Genomic DNA, 25,989 nt, shown 5'->3' on the forward strand with positions numbered 1-25,989 from the left:
TGCACTCGCCGTCGCCGAGAAGGTTCGGACGCGGCCTGAATAGACTGCACTGTAGCGACAAGCCGGGCAGACCGTCTCTGGTGCAGTAGTGGCCGGCGAACCCGGCCGCGACGTCCTCGTCGGTGGTGAGGTAGATCCAGGCGGGTCGTGCACGCGTACAGGTAGGTGATGTCGTGGATACCAACACCGTACCCACGGGCAGTCCTGGTGCATCCGTGGAAGTACGGGCCCCGCCAGGATCCTGCTGGCGCGCCCGCGTTGCCTCTCCCAACACCGTCTCCTTCTCCGGCCGACGACGATCCGACTTGCTGCGGACCTCATCGGGTAAGGCGACGCCGCTCACAGATCCTTCACGTCGGCGCTGAACGGCTTGTGCGCCGGCCTCAATCGGTCGATGAACCCCACGATGCGCTTCTGGGCCTCCACCGAGATGTCCTCGTACGCCGCGAGCGCGCCGGGAATGTCCTCGCCGAGCAGGTCCGCCTCGCGCAGTTCGACCAGAATGCGGCGGGCGTCGCGCTCACCCGGACGGTCGGCGTAGCCGTTGTTCCCCGCCAACAGCAGCCGGTCCAGGTGTTCGGCCAAGGCCGCGGCGGGTCGGGTGGGCTGTCCGGTGACCAGGTCGACGGCGTAGACCTGCCCAGCCCAGCCGAGAACCGGGTCGGAGGGGTGTTCCCACACGCAAATGGCCGACCGGGCCATGTCGTGTGCGGCGCGCAGAGCCCGGCGGGTCGGGTTGTAGACGAATACCGGTCCTGACGACGGCGGTCCACCAGCTTTCGCGCTGTAGTGTGTGCTGCCCCGCCGGTAGGTCCCCAGCAGGCCGTGGTCGTCGACCTGGAAGTCGCATGTCAGCAGCACTGACGGTGCACCGGCGACCTTCTCTTGCTCGCGGATCCAGTGCTCCACCGCCGCCCACCCGTGCTCGTGCGCCTCGACCGTGTCCGGGGCGGGCAGCCAGGCGGCGGCCGTGAACTTCCTGACATCCATGAACAGCTCCTTGCTCGACGAGGTGAGGAAGCGGCCGTGCCGGGTCGCCGTGCCCAGCTTGGCTCCATACCCGGCGAGGTAGGGGGTCACCAGGATACGGACGAAACGTGCCAAGTGGTCAGGTAGTGCCTGGTAGAGGTCGTTAGAGAGCCAGTGCGCGGGTGCGCCGACACCACGAAGACCGAGTCCGCCCTGACATGGTTTCCGGGCTCCGTCGTGTCGGGTCAGTTGCGGGATGGTTCCGATGCGGCGCGGCGCGTTCGGCGGGATGTCCGTCGCGACGAAGGCGGTGGTTCGGCGCCGGGATCGAAGTCGAGCTTGACCACGGTGAGCCCCGCGTCGGTTGCGCGCCAGGACATGCCCGTGTCGTAGGTGATCATCGTGACCTTCGCGCCAGCGCGGAGTTGCACGGCCAGGGCACGGTCCACGATCTCGTCGTCCGGGTCGGGCATCCGGCGGTGGCCCGGCGGATCGGAGACGATCTCCACGGTGATCTGTCCACGTGCCTGCGGGTCCGGTCCGGAGCCGGGATCGGCTTCGCGCAGCACGCCGTCGACCTCGTCCAAGGCCTTGATGATGTGCGCGAGCGAATAGGCCCCCCGGTACCTGGTCTTGTCGTTGCGCTTGGCTTTGTCGAGTTCGTCCACCACCGCGATCGGCACCAGCAGGTGCACCGGCTGTTCACCGGCTTCCAACAGCTCGGCGAGGTCCAGTTCCTCCAACTTGCGCTCGTGTTCCAAGTACACGTTGGTGTCCAGCACCACCAGCCAGGACCAGCCCCGCCACTGCTTCGCGTGTTCCAGCTCGGTCATCGCCCGCGCCAGTGCATCGGAGCGTGCAGTCAACTCGTTGGTGACCATCGTGTTGAGCAACCGTTCCGGGTAAATATCCCCGCCGAAAGTGCCGCCCAGTGCGACCGAGTTACCGAGCAGCACCTCGTAGCCGCGTGTACGCACCAGGCGGTCTGCGGTGTCCGCGCCAACGGTCGAGTTCAGCCGACGGGCGGTCTCATCCACCCATTCCAAGTACTCCCACATTCGTTGCAGCGAACCGGCGAAGCCCCGACCTCCGCCGACGGCGTGCAGGTTGTCCACTTGGGACTTCAGCTCGCGCAGTAAGCGCAGTAGTTCGGACGGTTCGACGCCTGGCAGAGGGGAGACCAACATCGGCCGATGATCCCACGACGCGGCCCGACGACAGCGCTCGCCGCTGTGAAGCGACGTGAGCCGAAGTACTTGGTGTATACCGCCTCGGCACCGCCAGCCTGGACGACTGAATCCGACGCCGGGCGTTTCACGACGTTGACCACCGCGTTGCCAGGTCGATCTATACCAGATATTCATCGGGCAATGACCATGTGCCATTCGGAGGCGGCAGCGTTCGCTAGTGCGATGACCCCGAACGGAGGCAGAGATCGCGGTCGTTACGACACACTGGCCTGATGCCACCAACGCACGATGCGTTACCCAGGATCGAACGTCCTTGGGACAGCGACGAGGACGCTCCGCGCGTCGTGCTGGACCGCCTCGCCGTGGAGGCAGCACGGAGACTGGGGCTGGCCGCCGACGTGGCGGCGCGACTGCGCCAGCGCGTAGGTGAGACTCCTGATCCGGTGCTCAGCACCGCGCAAGAGGATCAGCAGGACTACTCCTCAGCACGGGCGACCTATCTCTGGATCCGCGACCGCGGATTCGGTGAGGTGGCGCCGAGGACACTTGCCTGGGCCGGGATGCTGCTCGCCATGGGCTACCTCCTCGTTGGGCCGTTCCTGTTCACGTGGTGGATCGGTTCGTCTCTAAGGCTGAATGTCGCGCTGCGCGTCGCAGTGCTCATCGTGCCTGCGGGGATGTGGCTGGTCGCTCTTCAACGACTGCGCTGGCGACAGCTGAACCGCTTCCTGTCCCCCAGACGCTGGCGTTTGGTGCCGATCATGGTTGTGCTGTGCCTCGGCGGGTACATGTGGCAGGCAACCGCGTGGTTCGGACTGGAGTCAGGGGTGCAGGTCGCGCTCGGTGCCTCGGCGCTGGCCGCAGCTGTTTTCGTCGCGGCGCCCCTTGCACCTGGTTTCAACGACTCCGAGGCAGACGCCAAGCAGACGGCACAGGCCGCGTTCGACCGATGGTTGGACAGCCTCTACGAGCGAGGAGTGCTGGCCGCCGCTGCCGAGGTGGCCAACAGCTCCGGAACCGTCTACAGCACGAAACTGGAACTGCCCGCGCGCAGCTACGTGGATTTCGACACCGTCGTCGACATCGACACCCCGGCGACAACAGATCTGCGAGAACTGCTCAAACGCGGCAAAGGCAGCGTCGCGCTGGCGGGACCACGCGGCGCGGGCAAGACGACCCTGCTGGAGCGATGGTGCGCCGGCGTCTATCTGCCGACCCCTGCTCGAGGTTTGTTGAGTGTGCGTGTGGACGCGCCTGTCGGATACGACCCGAAGGAGTTTCTGATCCACCTCTTCGGCCGCCTGTGCGACGAGGTCGAGCGGCTGCCTCGGCGCTCTCCTAGCCAACTCGAGCACGAGGTGAAGCTCGCCGAATCCGCGCGGGAGAAACGCGCCAAGATCCGGTACCTCCAAAGCCGCACCACCGAGGGCGAGCTGGGATTCGATGTCTCTTGGGGTGCGAAGATCGCGGCGAAGCGGAAGGTCGCGGTCAAGCGCGACGACATCCCGTTGAACTACCCCGAGCTCGTCGACGAGTTCCGCGGCTTTCTGCGTGAGGTGGCGGCCGTCATCGCGAAGTCCAGGGGCCGGGTCCTGATTGGCGTGGACGAGTTGGACCGGATTAGCGACGGGCCCCAAGCCCAGAAATTCATCAACGAGCTGAAGGCAGTGTTCGACGTGCCGCACTGCTTTTTCCTGGTGTCGGTGTCCGAGGACGCGCTCGCGGAGTTCGAGCTCGCCGCTATGGGGATGCGGACCGCGTTCGACAGTGCCTTCGACGCCGTCGTGCGAGTCGACTACCTTCAGTTCGCCGAAGCTCGCAGGCTGCTGAACCTGCGCGTCGTCAATCTGCCGGAGCAGTTCGCCGCCTTGGCCTACGCGCTCTCCGGTGGGCTCGCCCGCGAGTTGGTACGGATCGTCGAGGTGATTGGCTCGCGCGGCGGCGAGTTGCCTCAGGTGACCGAGTTCCTCGTGCGAGCCCAGCTCCGAAGGACGACGCGTGCGGCGATGGATCGGCTCGTCCGGTTGCCGGACCGCGCCGCCGGATCGAAGCTCGTCCCGGTGTTGGACGAGAACCCCACTAATGGTCTCCGTGCCTTCGCGGCGAGGATCGAAGCCACTGAGCTTTCCGAGGCCGCGAGGGACACCAAACTCGACGTCGTGGTCATGTGCGAATACCTCGCGATGCTGATGGACGTGTTCGACCACAGGCTCGACGAACAACACATGCGAATCGGCCTCACCCATGGCCCCGGCGACTTCGAGAACCTGGCCCGCGTGCGACGGTACCTCGGCGTAAATCCCTACGCAGCGAGGGAACTGCTGGCAGCGTTCGAGGAGGCGTGGCGAATTCCTGGGTGAGGCCGGACGGCCCACAGGTGGTGTGAGCATGCAGCGGCAGTGCAGGAGGTTATCCCAGCCGCGACGGAGCGATCCGCTTAACTAACTCACGATATCGCGACTTTGCCTTCGACCCTTGTTGAACATGCACATGGCCGACCTGCAAGACATTCCCGTACACGTCACCATGCACGGTGTTAGAGACGAACGAGATTGGCTCCGGCTCGTCCTCGCTGTGCTCGTCCACGCCTGGATCATCTCAGTCCGGCCGCATCGGTGGCGTAAATCCCTGACGCAGGCAGGCCTGCGGGGTTCCAAAACACGGCCCAGCGGCCTGACCTGCGAACCAGGATGCCGCAGGTACATGTTCGTTGATCAAGCCGCCGAGTATTTGCCGGCGACGTACAGACCCTGTACCGCTCGAAAAGTCATCGCTGCAGCTCAAGCTGCATATCGGCGCTCGTTGATTACCCACCGAGGATCCGCGTGCGGACGGGTCGAGACCCAGAGCCATCAAGATCACGCACCACTCACCGTCGAGGCACCCAGACGATGATCAAGCCGAACCAACTCGCCATGGATACGCCGATGCCCCAACCGCAGATTCTCTCTAGCGAGTCGAAGTACAAGCGCCGTGCGGTTGAGGAACGCCCGGTTCGCCGGCGCGGTGTGATCCCACTCGCGGGCGATGAACCTGCGGCGCCAGCCGGGCAACGTGCCAGGATGAGCGGCCTGACGGTGCCAGCAAACCGTTTTGCGCAGCAGCTGACTCGCGCACGCCGCAGCGGAATCTTCACGACCTCAATGCCGGCGTCAACGAGAACGAAATAGGACGACGCCGTTGAACCGGTGGCCCTTGCACTAACTAAGAGTCGAATTCGTTGGCACGAAGGATTGAAACACGCCCGCTTGCCCTCTATACTAGGTTCGAGCTATCCAAGACCACATGAACACGCGAATGTCGCACGATTGCTACGCGAGGGGGTTCAAGTCCCCCTCGGACACGGAATTACCCCACGGGAGCGCTTTACCCTGTGGGGTAATTGCTTTTATAAGGGCGCTTTCGGCGCCCTCGATCCCCAATCCAATGCTAGCGCCGATTGCGTTGGACGTTGAGTTCGCACGGGATTTCGACTGGTCAGCCTGAGCCTTAATCTCAGATCAGGCCCTACGCAGATTACTTCTAGCTGTAGATCGTAAAGTTGTGCTGTCAGATCGGACTCCGGATTGTGCCCGCGCTCAGTTAGCATTTTTGGGAGCTTCTGAAGCACGACGTCCTCGCGGACGTAGGTGTTGGCTGGCTTATCCGCAGGCCGGGTCGACGCGCTGTTGTAGCCGTGGCGGCACCGGTAGGCAGGCCGGTCGTGCACCCAGTGAGCGTCCATCCTGCGGTCGCACACCCCACATACGACCAGACCAGCCAACGCATATCTGCGCACCTCGCCGTCCTTGGCCTGCCTCGGCGCCCTGATCCGATGAACCGCCACGAAGGTCGCATCGTCGATCAGAGGTTCATGCGAGAGCTTCTCCGACACCTCCCACACCGTGACCGGGTTGCGGGTCACCCGGCCCGCGGCACGACCACCCCGCCGGCCTCCGGGTCCCCTCCCCCGCGTGCCGTGCCGATTCCACACCTGTCTGCCCGTGTACCGCGGGTTCTCCAAAATCGCCGCGACCGCAGTCACCATCCACCGCGCGCCCTGCCGATGCGCGTTCCGTCCCGGATCCGCACTCGACGGACACGGCACACCACGGCTATTCAGCTCACGCGCGATCGACGCCAGCGCACGACCACCCGCACGCTCACGGAACATCCACCGCACCCACGGCGCCGTCACAGGATCCGGCGCCAACACCTGGACCCGCCGACCCCACCCGCTGTGCCGGGCATTCGGATGTGGACCGCCGTCGACCAGGCGGTAACCGTAGGGCGGGCGGCCGCCTAGGAATCTGCCCTGCTGACTAGTCTGCGCCCGCATCGCTGCGAGCACGCGCTGCCGGGCACGGGCCACTTCCCGCTGCGCCTGCGCACCGAGCAAGACCATCAGTGCTTGGTGGACCGGGCTGTCCAGTTCGACCGCGCCGCCGGCCTCGGGTAACCACACCTCAACACCCAGCTCGTTCAACCGCGAGACCACCTCACGGAACTGGTCCCCATAAAACGCCCGCTCGTACTCGCCGATCACCACGGCGTCGAACGCGCGGTCCGACCGGGTCGCCGCGGCAAGCAACGCCGACGCCTCAGGACGCTCCCACCACGACCAACGACGCGACCTCCCCACGTCGAAGAACTCAACCACCACAGAACCGACACCATCGATCAACTCATCAGACACCGCACGCTGCCACGCTCGGGAGGTCTGCGGATCCTGGAACTCACTCGTCGACATCCAGCCATAGAACGCGAATCGCATGCACGCCTCGGGTACCGGCGTCGACACCGGGCGGTGGTTCGCCACGACAGCCAGCAACTCGACATTCGTCAGCACGGTCATCATCGGCTCCTCAGGTCAGAGCCGAGACCGCGAAGCCCAGAGCTCGTGACGAGCCCTGGCGCACGTCCACTCGAACGGAGCGTTCCGCCGCTTCCGAACTGGTCTTCGGTCGTCTGGCGCAGTGTGTACCGATGCTGTCGGCCCGCTGGCCCAGACGGCCGAAGCTCTGACCAAACCGGTGTACTGCTCCCGCTGCACGTCCATCCACCCGGTGGATACCTGCTGTCAGGACAAGTGATTTCCGCGCGTGGACCGACAAACCAAGACTGGAGGCAGTGATGCCGGTCACCGGAGATCGGCAGGTGCACGTCATCGGAGACGCCCATGTCGCGACCAGTCTCACGCCCCGGAAGACCGGAGGCCGGCCAAAGCTCCGAGCGCCGGGGAGCGCCCGCTGAGGGTCTTGAGGCCGGGCGTGTGCCAGGACGTGCCCAAGCGCTGGTATTGCTGTTTGCGAGCTGCCTGCCCGTGCTTGGTTCGGTGTTGCTCGCGCCGGTGCTTCCGGACATTCAGCGGGCCTTTGACTCCACCGCTGGTGCAGCGGCTCTCGCGCCGATCGTGTTGACCGCGCCAGCGTTGATGATCGGGCTGACGGCCCCGATCGCCGGTCGGGTCGTGGATCGGATCGGGCGCAAGAGGCTGTTGCTCGTCGGGCTCGTCACGTACGGCGTGTTCGGGACCGCACCGCTGTGGCTGCCGTCGTTGGAGCTGATCGTGGCCAGTCGTGTGCTGGTCGGTGTCACCGAGGCGGCCATCATGACGTGCAGCACGACGTTGTTGGCCGACTACTTCCACGGCCGGCAGCGGCAGCGGTACTTCGGCCTGCAGACCGTTTACACGACTGTGGCGGCCACCCTGTTCTTCGCCTTGGGCGGATTGCTCGGTGGTCAGGGTTGGCGAACGCCGTTCTGGCTCTACGCGGCGAGTCTGCCGCTTGCGCTGATGGCGGCCCGGTACCTGTGGGAACCAGCTGATCGTCAGGAACGTGCGAAGAAGGTCTCGCTCGAGTGGCGATTGCTCGCCATCCCGGTGGGAGTCACCCTGGTCGGCGGTCTGGTGTTCTACACGCTGATCGTCGAGTTGCCGTTCGTACTGAGCGCGGTCGGTGTGGATTCGTCCGCGACGATCGGCATGATCAGTGCGCTCGCCTCTCTCGCGACCGCTGCTGGCGCGTTCCTGTTCACGCCTCTCGCGGACAAGGGTCCCGGAGTGACCGTGACACTGGCGTTCCTGTTGTCGGGCATCGGGTTGATCGTGCTCGGCGTTGCACCGAGCGCTTCCCTCGTCGTCGCGGGCGCCGTCGTCACCGGCGTCGGGAATGGTCTGCTGCTGCCTGCCCTGGTCACCTGGGCGTTGGGGCGGCTCACCTTCGCTCAACGGCCACGTGCGTCCGGCATGTGGACCGCCGCGTTGTTCATTGGGCAGTTCGTGTGTCCTCTGGTGGTGCTGGTGTTGTCTGGGGCCATCAACGGTCTGTCCTCCGCACTTGCGGTGATCGGCGCCCTCTCGATCTCCCTCGCCCTTGTCACCAGGCTGGTGAGGTCGATCGACGCCAGGCCCGTGGTGTCCGAGGAGCGTTCGTGACGAACGCGGGTAACGCGCTGATCGACCTGGTTGTCACGGACAAGTCGGCCGCGGCACAGGGCGTCGTGGCTTTGACCCTGCGCCATCCCGACGGGCTTCGGCTGCCGGACTGGTCGCCCGGCGCACACCTCGATCTCGTGCTGCCCAACGGGATGGTCCGGCAGTACTCGCTGTGCGGTGACCGTTGGGACAGCACCAGTTACCGGATCGGTGTTCTGCGCGAGCCCGCTGGACGAGGTGGCTCGGCATTCATCCATGACCGGCTGCGTCCGGGTGACCGCGTCGCGACGAGTGCACCACGCAACAACTTCCGGCTCGTGCCGTCGCCCCGGTACCTGTTCATCGCCGGCGGGATCGGGATCACCCCGCTGCTGCCGATGGTGCTCCAAGCGGAACGGCTCGGCGCCGACTGGCACCTGCTCTACGGCGGCCGCACCCTCGCCGGCATGGCCTTCCTCGACGAACTCGGGGAACGGGCCACGATCGTGCCTCAGGACGAGTCCGGGCTGCTGGATCTGCCCGCTCACCTGCCTCCGCCGGGATCGGACACCAAGGTCTACTGCTGCGGTCCCGCTCCGCTGCTCCATGCCCTCGAACAGCTGACCGTCGACCACCCCGCCGGCCAGGTGCGAACCGAACGGTTCGTGGCCACCACCGAGGTGTCCTCCGCCTCCGACGAGCCGTTCGAGGTCGAGCTCCGGCGGACCGGGGTCACGGTCGTGGTCGCGCCGCGGCAGTCGATGCTCGACGCCATCAACGCCGCGGGCGCCGGCGTGCTCTCGTCCTGCCGACAGGGAACGTGCGGGACGTGTGAGACGGCTGTCGTCGCCGGCATCCCGGAGCACCGGGACTCCATCCTGGACGATGCCGAGCGCGCCGCAGGCGACTGTCTGTTCCCCTGCGTGTCCCGGTGTGGATCCGGCCGACTCGTGCTCGACGTCTGACATTGGAGACGACACCCATGCTCACCGTTCCCGTGTCCGAAGTAGACCCTTTCTCCCGTGACGTGTTGGAGGACCCGCTTCCGTTCCAGGGGCAGTTGCGCGAGACCGGGCCGGTGGTGCGCCTCAGTGCTCACGACGTGTACGCCCTTGGGCGATACGAGCAGGTGCACGCAGTTCTGCGTAACTGGCAGAGCTTCCAGTCCGCAGCCGGCGTCGGCTTGAGCAATTTCCGGTACGAGAAGCCGTGGCGTCCGCCGAGCCTGCTGCTGGAAGCCGATCCCCCACACCACGACGCCCCTCGTGCCGTCCTGGAGAAGGTCCTCGGTCCGCGAGCCCTGCGCAAGCTCCACGGCGCCTGGTTCGCCGACGCCGAGAACCTCGTCGAGGCGGTGGTGGCCCAGCGGGAGTTCGACGCGATCACCCAGCTCGCCCAGGCGTTCCCGCTGAGGGTCTTCCCGGACACAGTCGGCATTCCGAAGAGCGGCAGGGAGAACCTGCTCCCCTACGGCGACCACCTGTTCAACGCCTTCGGGCCACGCAACGATCTCTTCACCAGGGGCGATGCCTCGATCGGCGAGCTGTCTGCGTGGGTGAACGCCCAGTGCGCTCGCGAGGTCCTGGACGAGAACGGGTTCGGCGCCGCCATCTGGGCTGCCGCGGACCGCGGAGACATCACATATGAACAAGCCCCGCTGGTGGTTCGTTCTCTGCTCTCGGCGGGCGTCGACACCACCGTGCACGGGATCGCGGCTGTGCTGTACGCCTTCGCGACCCACCCCGAGCAGTGGTCACGGCTGCGCGCCGCACCGCACTTGGCGAGGGTCGCCTTCGACGAGGCGGTCAGGTGGGAGTCGCCAGTGCAGACGTTCTTCCGCACCGCGACGAGGGACACCGAGGTCGCGGGTGTCCCGGTGCGGGAGGGCGAGAAGGTGCTGATGTTCCTGGGCGCCGCGAACCGCGATCCTCGGCGGTGGCACGACGCGGACGTGTTCGACCTGGACCGCGATCCGTCCGGGCACGTCGGGTTCGGCATGGGTCTGCACCAGTGCGTGGGCCAGCACGTCGCGCGGCTGGAAGCGTCCGCGCTGCTGTCCGCCCTCGCGAAGAGGGTGGAGCGGATCGAGCTCGCGGGGCCGGCGAAGCGACATCACAACAACACCCTGCGCGCGTGGGAGTCGCTCCCCATACGAGTGCGGCTGGTGTGACGTGAACGGGGCCGGTGCCTGACAAAGGCACCGGCCCCTCGCGTTCACAGCGTGATGGCGCGGCGTACCGGTAGGTCTCGTGAGGAGAAGCCCGCCGAGACGGTGTGCAGCCCGGGCTTGAGCTCCCAGCGGTCAGCCGTGGGGTTCCACACGGACAATGCTTCCGCGGGGACGGTGATCGAGACCTGGAGGCGCTGTCCTGGGGTCAGCGCGACCTTGCGGAATCCCACGAGTCTGCGGACCTCGGCATCAGCGCCAGCCGGAAGCGCCGCGTAGAACTGGACGACCTGCCAGCCCGATCGGGTGCCGGTGTTCGTGACGGTGGCGGCCGCGGTCAGCGAGCCGTTCGTCCAGGAGACACCGAGTTCGGCGACGGTGAAGGTCGTGTAGGACAACCCGTGACCGAACGGGAAGAGCGGCTCCTGCCCGTTGCGGTCGTAGAAGCGGTAGCCGACGTGCACGCCTTCGGCGAACCGGACCACCTTGTTCACGCCGGGGTAGGACGACGGGGCGGCCGCGGGGCCTTGAGTCTCCGATGCCGGGAAGGTGACCGGGAGCCGGCCGGCCGGATCGGCGTCGCCGAACAGCACGGACGCCAGTGCGGTCCCCCACCCCCGGCCGCCGTACCAGGATTGAACGACGGCGCGCACCGAGCTCAGCCACGGCATGGCCACCGGACCGTCGGTGTTGAGCACGACCACGGTGTTCGGGTTTGCGGCGGCGACGGCGGCGATGAGGTCGTTCTGGTCACCGGGCAGGGACAACGTGGTGTGGTCCATGTCCTCGCCGGCCACGCGATTGACCACGACCACCGCGGCGTCGGCAGCCGTGGCGGTGTTCGCGGCTGCGGGGATGAGCGAATTGGGCTGCCATCCGAACGTCAGCGCGCTGTTGCCGGGTTCCGCAGTCGCGTTGGTGTACTCGATGGTGATGCTCACCCGCCGTCCAGCGGTGAGGCTGATGGTCCCCTGCAAGGGGTAGTCGGCCGGGCCGAGGAAGAAGCGGCGCAGATGGCGGGTACCGGAGATCACCGTCCTGCCGTCGACCACCAGTTTCGCGGTGCCGGAAGCCAGTAGGGAGAAGCGGTGCAGACCGGTCGTCGTCGGTGCCAGCGTGCCCGTCCACCGGGCAGACCACGTCGTCGGCAGGTTGGCCACGGGCGGCTGCTCGAAGTCGAGGTCCTGGACTCGTTGCGTTGCCACCGGCGTTCCGGTCGGGGTCGCCCCGGCGTAGAACGTGCCGTTCAGACCGCCGGGCAGCGCGCTGGCAGGCACCACCGGCAGCGGCACGTCGCCCACTGTCCCGGGTGAGGACGTGACCGTGACGCCCGCTCGAGCGCGAATCGCCTGCAACGGTGTCGTCCACGTGCCGGGGTCGACGTAGGTCGAGCCGGACACGCCCGTGATCGCCGCGGTGTCGGCGACTCCGATGACCGCGACGGACTTCACCGACGAGGAGAACGGCAGGACACCCCGGTTGGTCAGCAGCACGGTCGAATGCACGGCGATGTCGTGCGCCAGCGTCTGATGGGCGGGTGTGCTGACCACCGGGGACGGCGTGGGCAGCGGTGTGTCGAACAACCCTGCGGCGAACATCGCGGACAGCACTCGACGTGCGGCGTCGTCAATGCGGGCTTGTGAGACGTTGCGGGCGAGGTCGTCGGCGGAGATCCTCACACCGCCGGGTCCGAGTCCGGCGAGATCCATGCCGGCCTTCGCGGCGGCGACCTGGTCATCGCCGGCCCAGAAGTCCGGAACGGTGTAGCCCTGCAGACCGGCGATACGCTTCAGATCGTCGAACAAGGCCGGGCTCTGGGTGGCGTAGGTACCGTTGATCTTGGGGTAGGCCATCATCACGGAGGCCAGTGGTGCTGCCTTGATCGCGGCTCGGAACGGCGCGTGGTACACCTCGTGCAGCGCCCGCTCGGTCACCTGGACGTCGACTACGAACCGATCCACCTCCTGGGTGTAGGCGCCGAAGTGCTTCAGAGTCGGGATGGTCTTGCCCTGCTGCAGCGCGGTGGTCGCGGCTGTCGCCAGGACGGCGGACAGGTGGGGGTCCTCTCCGAACCCTTCCGACTGCCGGCCGAAGTGCCAGCTCCGTGCGATGTCCGCCGTCGGGGCGAGCAGGTTGTTGAACCCCTTGCCGCGACCTTCGACCGCGATGGCCGACGCCATCCGGCCGATGAGCGCGGGATCGAAGGTAGCGGCCTGCGCCAGCGGGACGGGGAAAGCCGTGACACCGGTCTCGCCGCGAAGTCCGGCTGAGGCGTCGGCGATGCTCAGCGCAGGAATGCCGAGCGCCGACAGGGAAGCGAAGTCGCACCGGATCAGCGCGATCTTCTGCCCCGGCGTCATGCGGGACAGCAGTTGGTCCACTCGAGGATCGGCTGCGGCGGTGGATGCGCTCGCAGTGCGGGTGCTCACCAACGCGGTCAGGGCGGTCAGTGTGGTGGCTGAGATGAAGCTTCGACGGTCCATGTCAACCTTTCAGGAGGTGACGATCACTTGGCGGCGTATGCCTTGTCCAAGGCGGCCAGGGCCTCGTCGACCGTGGTCGAGCCGGAGAAGAGCTTCTGCACCTGGTTGAAGTGCTCCTGCTGCACCTTGGGGTTGGGCCACAGCTGGTCCATGAACGGCACCGTGGTGCCGTTGCGCAGGTGCTGGTCGAGCGACGCGAGGGCCGGGTCGACCTTGAAGCTCGTGTTGGGGACGGCCGGGAGCGTGCCGCCCTTCTCGTTGTAGAGGTTCTGCCCCTTCTCGGAGGCGAGGAAGTCCACGAACTTCACTGCCAGCTCCTGGTTGCCGCTCTTGGCGTTCACCCCGTACGCACCGGACACGGCGCCAGGCATGCGGGTCTTGGCCTGGTCGTTGCCTGCGGGCAGGGCGGCCATGTGGAGTTCGACGCCCTCACCGGCCTCCGTGCGCACCGCGGCGAGGCTGCTGGCGACCTGGACCACGCCGACCGCGCGGCCCTGGGCCACGTCCTTGAGCGTGGTCTCGTAGCTGGTGCCCAGCGGCTGGTCGCTGAAGCACTGGGCGTTCTTGAGCTCCAGGTACTTGTCCAGTGCGGTCTTCCACCCGGAACCGGCGAACGTGGCCTTGCCGTCGGTCATCTGCTGAGCGAACTCGGGGTCGTCGGCGTAGGTCGTGGTGGCGACGAGCGAGTAGGTCACCAGCTGGGTCACCCACGGCGTCTGGTTGCCCAGCGCCATCAGCACCTTGCCTTTGGCACGCGCCTTGCCGCAGAGGGTGATGAGCTCGTCCCACGTCTTCGGCGCCTGGCCGTCGATCTCGGTCATCGCCTTCTGGGTGTAGATGAGGCCGATGCCGCTGTAGTTGGCCGGGACGATGTAGGTCTTGCCGCCGACCTGGGTCACCGAGCGGGCGCCGGCCGGGATGTTCGCGGCGAACGGGCGGCTGCTGAGGTCGGCAAGGTAGCCCGCCGGCTGCAGGACCTGGAGCGCGCCGGGGTTTCCGTTGCCGGGCCACACGGTGAACACGTCGGGGCCGGTGCCGGAGGACAGCTGGGTGCGCAGCGTGCTCTGCAGCTGGTCGGTGTCCGCGTAGGTCACCGTGACGTTGATCCCCGCGTTCTCCTGCTTGAACGCGGCGACGACCGCGTCCATCGACGCGCGGTCCGTGGCGTTGGCCGCCACTTTGAGAGTGTTGGGGTCCGAGGTGGACGACCCGGAACCGCAGGCGGACAGCAGCAGCGCGGAGGTCGCGATCGCTGCCAGGGCACGCTTCGACGAGGACATCGTTGTACTCCGTGTGTGACGTGGTGTGAGTGATGGGGCGGGCTCAGCCCTTCAGGCCGCCGGCGAATCCCTGGATCACGCGCTTCTGCATCGCGAGGTAGACCACGAGCACGGGCGCGATTCCGATGACCAGTCCCGCGAACACCATCGGCCAGCGGGAGACGTACTGACCCACGAAGCCGAACAGCGCGACGGGCACGGTCTGCTGCTCTGTACCGCTGAGGTACAGCAGCGGGGTGAGGAAGTCGTTCCAGACGAAGATGGCGTTGAGGATGACGACGGTGCCGGTGATGGGACGCATCAACGGCAGCACGACCGAGAAGAAGGCTCGCAGCGGGCCGCATCCGTCGATCAGCGCCGCCTCCTCGTAACCGGGGTCCAGCGCTCGCAGGAAGCCGGTGTAGAGGAAGACCGAGAACGGCGTCTGCAGTCCTGTGTAGAAGATGACCAGCGCGATCGGGTTTCCGAGCAGGCCGAGGTCGCGCATGGTCTGGTAAAGCGGGATGAGCGCGAGCTGGAACGGCAGCAACAAGCCGAGCATGAACAGCAGGAACACCGCCTTGGACCACGCACGGGTGCTGCGCGCCAAGGGGTAGGCGGCCATGGCGGACAGCACCACGACGAGCGCGACGCTGCAGACGGTGACGAATCCGCTCGTGAGCAACGCACTACCGAGGTTCGCCTGCTGCCAGGCGTCGCCGTAGTTCGCGAAGGTCAGCGACGGGTCATCGCCGGTTCCGCGCAAAGACAACGAAAGCAGGATGTACACCGGGAAGGCGAAGGCCAGCGCGGCGAGGATCATCGCCGCCTCCAGGCCCGCGGTGCGCCACGTGTAGCGGTTCACTTGGCACCTCCGCTCCGGTTCAACCCGCGGTACTGGACCGAACTGATCACGGCGACCAGCACGGTGAGCACCACGGCCATCGCGATGCTGTAGGCGAACTCGTTGAACTGGAACGCCTGCCGGTAGATGACCGTCGACATCGTGTCGGTCTCACCGCCCGGACCTCCTTGGGTCATCACCCAGACCTGGTCGAACAGCTTCAGGCCGCCGATCACCGACAGCATCAGGTTGATCGTCATCGCCGGGCTCAGCATCGGCCGCGTGACGTACCAGAACCGGCTCACCGGGCCTGTCCCGTCCAGCGCCGCCGCCTCGACGACCTCCTGCGGGATCGACTGCAGCCCCGCCAGGAAGATCACCATGGAGTAGCCGGCGAACTGCCAGATCACGACCGCGACGACGGACCACAGCGCGAGGTCGGCGTCACCGAGCCAGTCCTGCTGCCACGACGTCAGGCCCACAGCGCCGAGCAGAGCGTTGATCGACCCTTCCGGCGCGTACAGGTACTTCCACAGGTAGGCCGTGACAACCGGCGTGATCACCGCGGGAGCGAAGAAGAACACCCTCAGCACGTTCCGGCTCTTGATCCGGGCGTGGACGCCGAGGGCCAGCAGCAGCCCGATCGCGTTCTGCACCACCGTGATGGCAGCGGCGACGAGCACCGTGTTCAGCAGGGCCGAGCGCGCCGTCTCGTCCTCCAGGAGCTCTCGGAAGTTCTCCAGGCCGACGAAGGTCAGCTCAGGACTGATCCCGTCCCAGTCGGTGAAGGCGTACCCGGCTCCCTGAATGCTTGGAACCAGTGCCGCGAAGGCGAAGAACGCCAGAGCGGGCACGAGGAACCACCACGGGGCCGAACGAGCACGGCGGCGCGGATGAAGCGCTGTTGCCATGACAGGTGTTCCGTTCTCGCCGGAGAGACAGCGATTGAAACGTTTTACAAGGTTTGGCGAAACATAGGTGACGCAGACCTCACTCGTCAAGCGAATGCATGGAACATGGTTGCTATACATGCATGAACGCAACTCACGCGGGACAGATGCTTCACAAGAGGCTAGTTGAAGCGTTACAACTTGAAGAGTGGAACAGCCCCTTCGCGTCACCGCGCCGACCGTCGAGCACCACCGCCATGCCCTCGGCATCGGCGAGTCGAGGCCGCGTCTGTCGTGGACGGTGAACGACCCGCGAGGACAATGGACGCAGGCGGCCTACGAGGTGGAGATCTCCGGTCCGGGCACAGAGCTGACCCGGCATCGCGTCGCCTCCGGCGAGTCGCACCTGACACCGTGGCCGGCTCGACCGCTGGAGTCGCGGCAGCGCCGGGCGGTACGAGTGCGCGTCTGGAGCGAGGACGGGCGGTCCACGCCGTGGAGTGAGCCGACGACCCTGGAAACTGGTCTGTTGCGGGCCGACGACTGGCGCGCGCACATGGTGTCCCCTGTGGACACTGTGCGACCGCCGCTGATGCGCAAACTCTTCCGTGTCGACAGAACCGTTGTCGCGGCTCGGGTCTACGCCACCGCGCACGGTGTGTACGAGCTCCTCTTCAACGGCACCGTCGTGGGCGATGACGTGCTCGCACCAGGTTGGACGAGCTACGGAACCCGCCTGCGCTACCAGACCTACGACGTGACCGATCTGGTGCGGCAGGGGGACAACGTGATCGGCGTCGTCCTGGCGGACGGCTGGTATCGGGGCCGTCTGGGATTCAACGGCGGCACCCGGAACATCTACGGTGACCGCCTCGCCGCCCTGGTGCAGGTGGAGATCACCTACTCCGACGGCGGCCGCGAGATCGTGGGCACCGACGAGTCCTGGCGATCGAGCACGGGCGGCCTGGTCACCGCCGGTCTCTACGAGGGTGAGCACTTCGATGCCCGAGCGGAGCCGGTCGGCTGGGCCGAGCCGACGTTCGACGACTCCGCCTGGCACCCGGTCGAGGTCGTGCGACGCGACACCGCGACGCTGGTGGCGCCGAGCGGGCCGCCGGTGCGCAGGACCGAGCTGGTCCGCCCTGTCGCGGTGATCTCCCGAACCGAGGGCCGCTTCCTGGTGGACTTCGGGCAGAACCTCGTCGGCCGGCTGCGCATCCGCGTCCGGGGTGCGGCCGGGGACGAGGTGGTGCTGCGGCATGCCGAAGTGCTCGAGAACGGCGAACTGTGCGTGCGGCCATTGCGCACCGCGACGTCGGTCGACCGGTACGTCCTGCGCGGTGGCGAAGCCGAGGAGTGGGAGCCGAGGTTCACCTTCCACGGCTTCCGCTACGCCGAGGTGACCGGCAAGCTCGACCCCTCGGACGTGACCGCGGTCGTGTGCCACACGGACATGCGGCGCACCGGCTGGTTCACCTGCTCCGATCCGGCGCTGGAACGGTTGCATGAGAACGTCGTCTGGAGCATGCGCGGCAACTTCCTCGACATCCCCACCGACTGCCCGCAACGAGACGAACGGCTGGGCTGGACCGGCGACATCCAGGTCTTCGCGCCCACAGCGTCGTTCCTGTTCTACTCCGCGGGGCTGCTGACCTCCTGGCTCACCGACCTCGCCGCCGACCAGCTGCCGGACGGCACCGTGCCATTCTTCGTCCCCGCCATCCCGACGCTGCCCGCCGGCGAGTGGCACCCGGCCTGGCCCGGCGCGGTCTGGGGCGACGCGGCTGTGCTCGTACCCGCGGTCCTGCACGACCGGTTCGGCGACATCGAGGTGCTGCGCAGGCAGTACGACAGCGCGCGAGCGTGGGTGGACCTCGTCGCCTCCCTGCTCGACGAGGACGGCGTGTGGCGACGGGGCAAGCAGCTGGGCGACTGGCTCGACCCCGCCTCCCCGCCCGACGACCCGTGGGCCGCACGAACCGACGCGCACCTCGTCGCCACCGTGTACGCCGCGCACTCCGCCCGCACACTCGCCGAGATCGCCACTCTGCTCAGCGAAGACCCACTCCCCTACCTCGAACTCCACGACCGCGTGAAGACCGGGTTCATCGCCACCTACCTGAAGGACGCTCACACGCCGGCCGCGCTGGCGTTGGCCCTGCGGTTCGGCCTGGTTCCCGACGGGCTGCGCCTCCAGACCGGCCGGCGACTGGCCGAGCTCGTCCGGCAGGAAGGACACCGCATCGGCACCGGTTTCGCGGGCACACCGGTGGTGCTCGACGCGCTGGCCGACACCGGTCACCTGGACGACGCCTACCAGCTGCTCCTGCAGCGGGAGTGCCCGTCGTGGCTCTACGCGGTCGGCATGGGCGCCACGACCATGTGGGAGCGGTGGGACTCGATGTTGCCGGACGGGTCGGTGAACCCCGGCGAGATGACGTCGTTCAACCACTACGCGTTCGGCTCGGTGGCCGACTGGCTGCACCGGACCGTCGCCGGTCTCGCACCTGACGCACCGGGCTACCGTCGGCTTCGCGTCGCCCCGAGGCCTGGCGGCGGCCTGACCCACGCCTCCGCGGAGCACGAGACGCCGTACGGCACGGCGCACGTGCAGTGGCAGCGTGACGGTGAGCGGCTCACGGTCGAGGTCGTCGTGCCCTCGAACACCACCGCCGTGATCGATCTCCCCGGCAGCGAGCCGGTGCACACCGGGCCAGGCGTGCACCGGTTCACGACGTCGTGCCGCCCGGCTCACCAGGACCCTGTCCCGGGTAGAGTTCCGGGCAGCTCAACCCCGCTGGAGGTCTGACGGTGTCGGCTGTGGGCATCAAGCAGGTGGCCGAGACCGCCGGGGTTTCCGTCGCCACGGTCTCCAACGTCCTCAACCGGCCCGACCGGGTCGCCGCGCCGACGCGTGCCCGCGTGCTGGAGGTCATCGAGCGGCTGGGATTCGTCCCGAACGCGGCCGCGCGCACGATGGTCAGCGGCCGCACCAAGGCCGTGGCGCTGATCGTGTTCGACGTGCGCAACCCGTTCCTCACCGATGTCGCGCGCGGTTGCGAGGACACGATGCTCGCCTACGACAACGCCGTGATGTTGTGCAACAGCGACGTGTCGCCGGCCAAGGAACGCCGCTACCTCGACCTCGTCACCGAGCAACGCATGCAGGGCGTGCTGATCAACCCCGTGCAGCCGACCGCGCAGTGGCTCGCCTCGTTGCGGTCGCGTGGCCTGCGGGTGGTCCTGCTGGACAACGTCGCCGATCTGCCTGATGTGTGCTCGGTCGCGGTGGACGACGTGGCGGGTGCCGAGCAGGCGGTCACGCACCTGCTCGGGCGTGGGCACGACAGCATCGCCTTCGTGACCGGCCCGATGACCATGCGCCAGTCCGTGGACCGGCACGCCGGCAGTCTGCGGGCGTTCGACCTCGCCGAGCGGCCGCACGACTCGTTGCGAGTGCTCGAGATGGCGGCGTTCACCGTCGAGCAGGGACGACGTGCCGGGGAACGTCTGCTGGCATCTGCTCGCAGGCCGACAGCGGTGTTCTGCGCCAACGACCTGCTGGCGCTGGGACTGCTGCAGGTGGTGCTGCGCGCCGGCGTCTCGGTACCGGGCGACCTGGCCATCGTCGGGTACGACGACATAGACGCCACGGAGGCCGCCGCCGTGCCGCTGACGTCGGTGCACGTCGGCGGCTACGAGCTGGGGCAGGCGGCGGCGGAGCTGCTCGCCGACGAGATCGACTCCGACGTCCACGTCCACCAGCGCAAGGTCATCGAGCCCAAGCTGGTCGAACGCGCGTCCTCCTGACCGCGTCACGGCCTGGTTCGCGGTCGCCGGCGGGCCGGCGGCAGCGGCCGGGCCCGCACACCGGCGACCACCGTGCTCTTCAACGAGCCGATGCCCTCGACGGTGAGGGTGACGGTGTCGCCGGGTTCGAGCGGGCGCCGGTCAGAGCCCCTGCCCCACAGTTCGGCCAGGCAGCCGCCGTTGCCGCAGGTCCCGGAGCCGAGCACGTCACCCGGACGTACCGACGTGCCGCGCGAGGCGTAGGCGACCATCTCCTCGAACGTCCAGCTCATGTTCGACAACAGGTCCGAGCCGACCACCTCGTCGTTGACCTCGGCGGTCAGCGCGAGTCGCAACAAGCCGTCCTCGTCACGCCAAGGCTCGAGCTCGTCCGGGGTCACCAGCCACGGCCCCAGGGTGGTCGCGGTGTCCTTGCCCTTGCACGGCCCCAGCCCGACCGCCATCTCGGCGTTCTGCAGGTCGCGAGCGGACCAGTCGTTGAAGATCGTGTACCCGGCGATGTGACCGCGCGCCTCGTCCGCGGTGAGGTCGTGACCTTCTCGCCCGATGACCGCGGCGACCTCCAGCTCGAAGTCGAACCGCTCGCACCCCGGCGGGACGGGCACGTCGTCGTCCGGGCCAAAAACGGCGTGCGGGTTGGTGAAGTAGAAGGTGGGCGCGGAGTACCACTGCTCGGGTACGCCCGCGCCGGCGCGCATGCCGTCGACGTGTTCCTCGAACGTCACGAAGTCCCGCACCGACGGTGGTTGCACCGGCGCGAGCAGACGGACCGCCGACAGGTGCGGACCCGGCGGCTTCGACAACGCTTCGTTGCCCGCGGCCGCGAGGTCGCCGAGCACTTCGGTGAGCGAACCCGCGTCGAGTGGGTGGAGCATGTCGTAGTCGAGTACGCCGACTTGTGTGGTTCCTTCATACGAATAGGTGGCGAACCTCATCGCGTCACACCGGCGGGGCGACGAAGCAGCCGCGGTCCGGGTCGTTGAACGACTCCTTGGCGACGAGCTCGCTCATCGGGTTGGCCGTGCCCCACTGGTCGGTGACCTCGGGCTGGGAGAAGTCGTAGACGTGCGGGTGCCACGCGTCCTCGTCCAGCAGTTCGAGCTCGGTCGTGTACTCGACGGTGTTGCCGTGTGGGTCGAGGAAGTAGGAGAACGTGTTGTCGCCCGCGAGGTGCCGGCCGGGTCCCCAGATCTTGCGGACTCCCGCGCGCAGCAGGCGTCCGGTGCCGCGCATGTACTCGTCGATGCCGCGCAGTTCGAACGAGATGTGGTGCAGCGAGGTGTGCGGTCCCTTGGCCAGTGCCAGGCTGTGGTGCTGGGGGTTGATCCGCATGAAGTGCATGACCTCGCCCATGTGCGGCGAGCTGAGGCTGTCCGACAGCGCGAACGCGAGGTGCTTCTCGTACCAGGCACGGGTGCGGTTGAGGTCGGGTGAGTTGAGCACGACGTGCGACAGCCTGACCGGAATGGCTTCCTTCTCCTCGACGCGGCGGTGCCTGCGGGTGTCGACGTCGGCGGAGACTTCGACGGTGCGGCCGTCGATGTCGAAGAACCGGAAGCCGTAGCCGCCGCCGAGCGTGTCGAGCTTGTCGGGAGTGCTGATCAACTGCACGCCGGCTGCGATCAGCGAGTCGGCGAGCACGTCGACGTCCTCGTTGGTGGCGGCACCGAACGCGATCAGGTCCAGCCGCTTCTCGTCGGCCTTGCGCAGCCGCACGATGTACTGCTCGGGTGAGCCTTCGGCTGCGAGGAAGCTGAGTCCCGTGTCGTTCGCGACCTCGGTCAGGCCCCAGACCCCCGCGTAGAACTCGCGTTGCTTGTCGTAGTCGGGCACTGCTAGGTCGACGTGCCTCAGGTGGGTCAGCAATCGCCTGGTCATCGGTTCTCCTCCAGGGTGAGCAGTGCGGCGGCGTTGCCACCGCGCACGGCGTGGAAGTCCGGTTCGGACAGCGCTGCGCCGCGCAGCGCTTCGAGCGGGTCGTCGGTACCCATGTCGAACGGGAAGTCCGAGCCGAGCAGCACGCGGGATGGTCCGGCTACGCGCACGAGTTCGCGCAGCGTTCCGGCGTCGTGGACGAGCGAGTCGAAGAACAGGTTGTGGCGCAGGTAGTGGCTGGGTGGATGTGCGCTGGTTCTGGCATCGGACCGCACTCGCCAGGCGTGGTCGGCGCGTCCGATGTGCGTGGGCAGGTAGCCACCCCCGTGTGCGGCCAGCACCCGGAGGTCGCGGTGGCGGTCCAGCACGCCCGAGAAGATCAGGTGGGACAGTGCCACGGCGTTCTCGGCGGGCTGGCCGACGCTGTTGGACAGGTACCAGCGGTCCAGGCGTTCGTCGAGCGTGCATCCGAACGGGTGCAGGAAGACGATCGCGCCGGTTTCGGCGGCCAGTTCCCAGAACGGCTCGTAGGCGGGGTCCGACAGCTCACGGCCGGGCGCGTGGCTGCCGATCTCGACGCCGGCGAGCCCTGCGCTCAGGGCGTGGTCCAGCGCGCGCACCGCCTGGTCGGGGTGGTGCAACGGCGCCAGTCCGAGGCCGCGCAGGCGGTCGGGCGCCTGCGCGCAGTGCTTGGCGGTGGCGGTGTTCGCCGTCTCCCAGACCGCTTGAGCCAGTTCGGGATCCGACCAGTAGTGGTAGTGCGAGGGCGAAGGGCTGACCAATTGAACGTCGACACCGACCATGTCCATCGCCGCGAGCCGGTGGACGTGGTCCGTCAGGAGCCTCAGCCGTTCCTTGATCATCGCACCGCTGACGGACTGCGCCTCGGGACCATTGCGCCGTGCGTCGAGCTCGCGAGCCTTCGCGTGACCTGGGGCATCGGCCACGAGCCGGTCCACTTCGGGGAGCAGGACGTGGGCGTGCACGTCCACGGTGGGTGCCGTCACGGTCGTTCCGCCAGCGTCGCCATCGTGCGACCCATGAGACCGGGTACGTCCGCGTCGCGCGCGCCGTCGAGCAGCCACTGGCCCAGTTGGACGGACGCGTCCACGACCGTTCGAACGCGCTGGTAGCGGCGGTCGCGGTAGGCGGTGAAGACGGCGTCGTCCCAGACGTCGTGCGCGGCCAGCAGTTCGGCGAGGACCAGGCTGTCCTCCAGGGACATCGCGGCGCCCTGGGCCAGCGTCGGAGGGCAGGCGTGCGCGGCGTCGCCGACGAGCACGACGCGGCCGCGGTGCCACGGTCCGTCGACCAGTAGCCGGTCGAACCACGAGTAGTTGACCACCGCGGAATCGGTGAGAGCGTTCTGGATCTCCGCCCACGGGCCGCCGTAGTTCTTCGCGAGAACCAGCATCTCGTCCGCGTAGGCGTCCGGCACGATGCTGTCCCGGTCGCGGCTGCGTTCCACCAGGTAGGCGTAGGCGGTGTCAGGGCCCGTGGGGCAACAGCCCGCGATGAAGCACGGCCCGCCGTAGATCATCTGCGTGTGCTCCACGCCTGAGGGCCGCGGTACGGGTGCCCGCCAGATGGCCATGCCGGTCGGCACCGGGACGTCGTCGATGCCGATCAGGCGCCGGGTCGAGGAGTTGAGGCCATCTGCACCGACGACCAGGTCGTACCGCTGCCGCGTGCCGTCGGAGAAGATCACGTCGACACCGCCGTCGTGCTGCTCGAACGCAGTGGCGGTGAGACCCAGCCGCACCCCTGCTCCCGAGGCACGAACGGCTTCGATGAGGATCTGCTGGAGGCGCGGTCGTTGCATTCCGAGGGTGGCGGGCAGGCCGGTCCCCCCGATCGGGGCGGTCGGCTGGACGGCCACCACCGCGCCGCTCGGGTCGAGGATGCCCAGCTCGTTGAACGGGAACCCCTCGCGCAGAACGCCGTCGAGCACACCGACTTCATCGAGCACGCGTAAGGCGTTGCCCTGCAACGTGATGCCGGACCCGGCCGTGGCGTTCCAGTCCGGCTTGGCCTCCACCAGGTCGACGAGGTGACCGTCGCGGCGGAGCAGCACGGTCAGGGCGTTTCCGGCGGTTCCCCCGCCGAGGACGAGGACGGAGTGGGACATGACGACTCCTCGTGGGTTACTTGACGGCGACGGGGTTGACCGGTGAGCCGACGGCTCCGGTGATCGGCAGCGGCGCGGCGGTGAGCCAGAACTCGTGGACGCCGTCACGGGCGCAGTCCTCCGCGAGCGCCTCCAGGTCCCACATCTCGCCCACCAGCAGCCCGATGTGCGGGATGACGACCTGGTGCAGGGGCTGGAAGGCGTCGGCGAACTCGTTGGGCCGGACCTCGAACCCCCACGTGTCGGTGGCGATCGCGGCGATCTCGCTGCGGTGCAGCCACTCGGCGGTGCCGAACGACAGGCCCGGTGCCGGGCCGCCCGCGTAGTCACCCCAGCCGTCCCGCTTGGCTCGGGCCAGCTGTCCGGTGCGGACGAGCACGATGTCACCGGTTCCGACCTCGACGCCGTGTGCGTGCGCGGTGGTGACGAGGTGGGCTTCGGTGATGGCGAAGCCATCGGGCAGTTCGCCATCACCGATGACTCGGCCGACGTCGAGCAGCACGGCGCGTCCGGCGACAGCGGAGGCCATGTGCTCGATGCCGGTGACCAGGTCGCCTTCGGAAGTGACCGTGGTAGCCGCGTCCCGGCCGTTCCAGGCGCGACCGTGGTCGAAGATGTGACCGAGGCCGTCCCACTGCGTGGAGCACTGCAACGGCATGGAGATCACGTCGTCGGCACCGCCGATGCCGTGCGGGAACTTCTGCAGGCCCGCGGCGGCATCGGTTCCGGTGTCGAGCATCGTGTGCACGGGGTTGGTCCGCCGCCGCCAGCCCTTCTGCGGCCCGTTCATGTCGAACGGCAGCGACAGCGAGAAGCTCTCACCTCGCCTGATCAACGCCGCGCCTTCCGCCCGTTTGCCGGGCGTGAGGAAGTTCAGCGTGCCGAGCCGGTCGTCCTGGCCCCAGCGGTCCCAGTTGGAGCAGCTCTTCGCGGCCGCGGCGATCGCGCCCTCCGGATCGGCCGGGTTCACGCCTGCTCCTCCGCGACACACCTGGTGCGCTGCACGCCCAGACCGGTGATGGTGGATTCCATGACGTCGCCGTCGCGCAGCAACCGGCCGTGGTGGATGCCGTTGCCGGCCGGGGAGCCGGTCAGGACGACGTCACCCGGCAGCAAGCGCGCGGTGTGCGAGGCGTACGATACCACACGAGCGACGTCGAAGATCATGTCCTTTGTGGACTCGTCTTGCATGGTCTCCCCGTTGAGGCGGAGCGTCAGCCGCAGGTCCATGGGGTCCGAAACGAACTGCGCGGGCACCAGGAACGGGCCGAGCGGCGTGAAGCCCGGAGCGTTCTTCGCACGGAACCAGTCCGTGCCGATCTCCTTCATGTCCGTGCGGAACACGAGATCACGCGCGGTGAGGTCGTTGGCGATGGTGTAGCCGGCGACGTGCTCCAGCGCCTGCTCGGCGGACACGCGGTGCGCGGGCTTGCCGATGACCGCGACCAGCTCCAGTTCCCAGTCCGGCTGCATCGCCCAGGACGGGAGGACGACGTCGTCGTACGGTCCGGTGATCGCTGAGGGCAGGCCGGTGAAGACGTAGGGCAGGTCGTCTCGCGCACGGCGATCCATCAGCGTGGCCGCGCGCTCCCGTGCCTGCTCTTCGGTCTCCGCCGAGTCCTTCGGCCGGTTCGCCACGACCAGGTCGATGACGTGCTGACGATAGTTCGCGCCGGACTGGATCACCTGCCGCGGCTCCACCGGAGCGTGCACCCGCAGACCGTCCTGCGACCGCCACTCCTGGCTCTCGTCAGCAGCGAGGCCGCGCAACTGGTCCTGGGCCTCCTCCCAGCGGTCCAGGATCGCGAGGACGGAGGCCGGCCGCCACGGAAGTGCCGTCTCCAGGTCGAGCACTCGGTCACCGACCACCAGCCCGGGGAACGGCCTCCCGTCGCCGGAGAAGGTGCCCAGTGCGAACCGGACCGGTTGCGCCAGTGTTGCCATCAGGTGTCCTCCCGTGTTGTGAGGACTACTGTG

General features: G+C 67.7%; 19 protein-coding genes. 6 read left to right on the forward strand and 13 right to left on the reverse strand.

The window, feature by feature from the left end:
* Positions 1-339: 339 nt before the first annotated feature.
* Positions 340-1,104, reverse strand: a complete 765-nt coding sequence (locus tag ABZX02_RS09895) for a hypothetical protein (protein WP_355296642.1) — start codon at positions 1,102-1,104, stop codon at positions 340-342.
* A 110-nt stretch (positions 1,105-1,214) separates the two neighbouring features.
* Positions 1,215-2,156 carry a PIN domain-containing protein gene (locus ABZX02_RS09900; protein ID WP_355296644.1) on the reverse strand — a complete coding sequence of 314 codons (942 nt, stop codon included), beginning with the start codon at positions 2,154-2,156 and terminating at the stop codon, positions 1,215-1,217.
* 347 nt (positions 2,157-2,503) lie between these two features.
* Here ABZX02_RS09900 and ABZX02_RS09905 point away from each other — a divergent pair, with 347 nt between their 5' ends.
* Complete coding sequence (locus ABZX02_RS09905) at positions 2,504-4,519, forward strand: hypothetical protein (RefSeq protein ID WP_355296646.1); 2,016 nt, start codon at positions 2,504-2,506, stop codon at positions 4,517-4,519.
* Positions 4,520-5,547: 1,028 nt separating this feature from the next.
* Here ABZX02_RS09905 and ABZX02_RS09910 read toward each other — a convergent pair.
* Entirely contained in the window at positions 5,548-6,993 is a 1,446-nt protein-coding gene (locus ABZX02_RS09910) for a recombinase family protein (protein ID WP_355296648.1), read from the reverse strand.
* A gap of 417 nt (positions 6,994-7,410) precedes the next feature.
* Between ABZX02_RS09910 and ABZX02_RS09915 the strand changes: the two genes are divergently transcribed.
* From ABZX02_RS09915 to ABZX02_RS09925, 3 genes are all read left to right on the forward strand, one after another.
* Positions 7,411-8,577: an MFS transporter gene (locus ABZX02_RS09915; RefSeq protein ID WP_355296649.1), complete on the forward strand. Its 1,167-nt coding sequence runs from the start codon at positions 7,411-7,413 to the stop codon at positions 8,575-8,577.
* Positions 8,574-9,521: a PDR/VanB family oxidoreductase gene (locus ABZX02_RS09920; protein ID WP_355296650.1), complete on the forward strand. Its 948-nt coding sequence runs from the start codon at positions 8,574-8,576 to the stop codon at positions 9,519-9,521. The genes ABZX02_RS09915 and ABZX02_RS09920 overlap by 4 nt, the downstream gene beginning before the upstream one ends.
* A gap of 62 nt (positions 9,522-9,583) precedes the next feature.
* The gene (locus ABZX02_RS09925; protein WP_355296740.1) at positions 9,584-10,726 is read left to right on the forward strand and encodes a cytochrome P450; all 1,143 of its coding nucleotides are present in this window, start codon (positions 9,584-9,586) and stop codon (positions 10,724-10,726) included.
* A 44-nt stretch (positions 10,727-10,770) separates the two neighbouring features.
* Here the strand turns inward: ABZX02_RS09925 and ABZX02_RS09930 are convergent, their stop codons facing one another.
* From ABZX02_RS09930 to ABZX02_RS09945, 4 genes are all read right to left on the reverse strand, one after another.
* Positions 10,771-13,104: a glycoside hydrolase family 3 C-terminal domain-containing protein gene (locus ABZX02_RS09930; protein WP_355296652.1), complete on the reverse strand. Its 2,334-nt coding sequence runs from the start codon at positions 13,102-13,104 to the stop codon at positions 10,771-10,773.
* Positions 13,105-13,229: 125 nt separating this feature from the next.
* Positions 13,230-14,486, reverse strand: coding sequence for an extracellular solute-binding protein (locus ABZX02_RS09935; protein ID WP_355296654.1), 1,257 nt, complete (start codon positions 14,484-14,486; stop codon positions 13,230-13,232).
* 43 nt (positions 14,487-14,529) lie between these two features.
* Entirely contained in the window at positions 14,530-15,330 is an 801-nt protein-coding gene (locus tag ABZX02_RS09940; RefSeq protein WP_355296656.1) for a carbohydrate ABC transporter permease, read from the reverse strand.
* Positions 15,327-16,163, reverse strand: coding sequence for a sugar ABC transporter permease (locus ABZX02_RS09945; protein WP_355296657.1), 837 nt, complete (start codon positions 16,161-16,163; stop codon positions 15,327-15,329). The genes ABZX02_RS09940 and ABZX02_RS09945 overlap by 4 nt, the downstream gene beginning before the upstream one ends.
* A gap of 244 nt (positions 16,164-16,407) precedes the next feature.
* On the opposite strand from ABZX02_RS09945, the gene ABZX02_RS09950 reads away from it, so the two are divergent.
* Together ABZX02_RS09950 and ABZX02_RS09955 are read left to right on the forward strand one after the other, a co-directional pair.
* Positions 16,408-19,008: a glycoside hydrolase family 78 protein gene (locus ABZX02_RS09950; protein ID WP_355296659.1), complete on the forward strand. Its 2,601-nt coding sequence runs from the start codon at positions 16,408-16,410 to the stop codon at positions 19,006-19,008.
* An 11-nt stretch (positions 19,009-19,019) separates the two neighbouring features.
* On the forward strand, positions 19,020-20,009 hold the full coding sequence (locus tag ABZX02_RS09955; RefSeq protein ID WP_355296661.1) for a LacI family DNA-binding transcriptional regulator: 990 nt from the start codon (positions 19,020-19,022) through the stop codon (positions 20,007-20,009).
* 5 nt (positions 20,010-20,014) lie between these two features.
* On the opposite strand, the gene ABZX02_RS09960 is transcribed toward ABZX02_RS09955, so the two are convergent.
* The 6 genes from ABZX02_RS09960 to ABZX02_RS09985 are packed head-to-tail and all read right to left on the reverse strand — an operon-like array spanning position 20,015 to position 25,956.
* A complete protein-coding gene (locus tag ABZX02_RS09960) occupies positions 20,015-20,944 on the reverse strand; it encodes a fumarylacetoacetate hydrolase family protein (RefSeq protein WP_355296663.1) in 930 nt (309 codons plus the stop codon).
* A gap of 4 nt (positions 20,945-20,948) precedes the next feature.
* Positions 20,949-21,887: a VOC family protein gene (locus ABZX02_RS09965; RefSeq protein WP_355296665.1), complete on the reverse strand. Its 939-nt coding sequence runs from the start codon at positions 21,885-21,887 to the stop codon at positions 20,949-20,951.
* On the reverse strand, positions 21,884-22,891 hold the full coding sequence (locus ABZX02_RS09970; RefSeq protein ID WP_355296667.1) for an amidohydrolase family protein: 1,008 nt from the start codon (positions 22,889-22,891) through the stop codon (positions 21,884-21,886). Before ABZX02_RS09970 ends, ABZX02_RS09965 begins: the two co-directional genes overlap by 4 nt.
* Positions 22,888-24,012 carry an FAD-dependent oxidoreductase gene (locus ABZX02_RS09975; protein ID WP_355296669.1) on the reverse strand — a complete coding sequence of 375 codons (1,125 nt, stop codon included), beginning with the start codon at positions 24,010-24,012 and terminating at the stop codon, positions 22,888-22,890. Before ABZX02_RS09975 ends, ABZX02_RS09970 begins: the two co-directional genes overlap by 4 nt.
* A gap of 16 nt (positions 24,013-24,028) precedes the next feature.
* Positions 24,029-24,982, reverse strand: a complete 954-nt coding sequence (locus tag ABZX02_RS09980; protein ID WP_355296671.1) for a cyclase family protein — start codon at positions 24,980-24,982, stop codon at positions 24,029-24,031.
* Positions 24,979-25,956 carry a fumarylacetoacetate hydrolase family protein gene (locus ABZX02_RS09985; RefSeq protein WP_355296673.1) on the reverse strand — a complete coding sequence of 326 codons (978 nt, stop codon included), beginning with the start codon at positions 25,954-25,956 and terminating at the stop codon, positions 24,979-24,981. The genes ABZX02_RS09980 and ABZX02_RS09985 overlap by 4 nt, the downstream gene beginning before the upstream one ends.
* Positions 25,957-25,989: the final 33 nt, after the last annotated feature.

Origin of the sequence: Lentzea sp. NPDC003310 (assembly GCF_040610935.1) — a bacterium.
GTDB lineage: Bacteria > Actinomycetota > Actinomycetes > Mycobacteriales > Pseudonocardiaceae > Lentzea.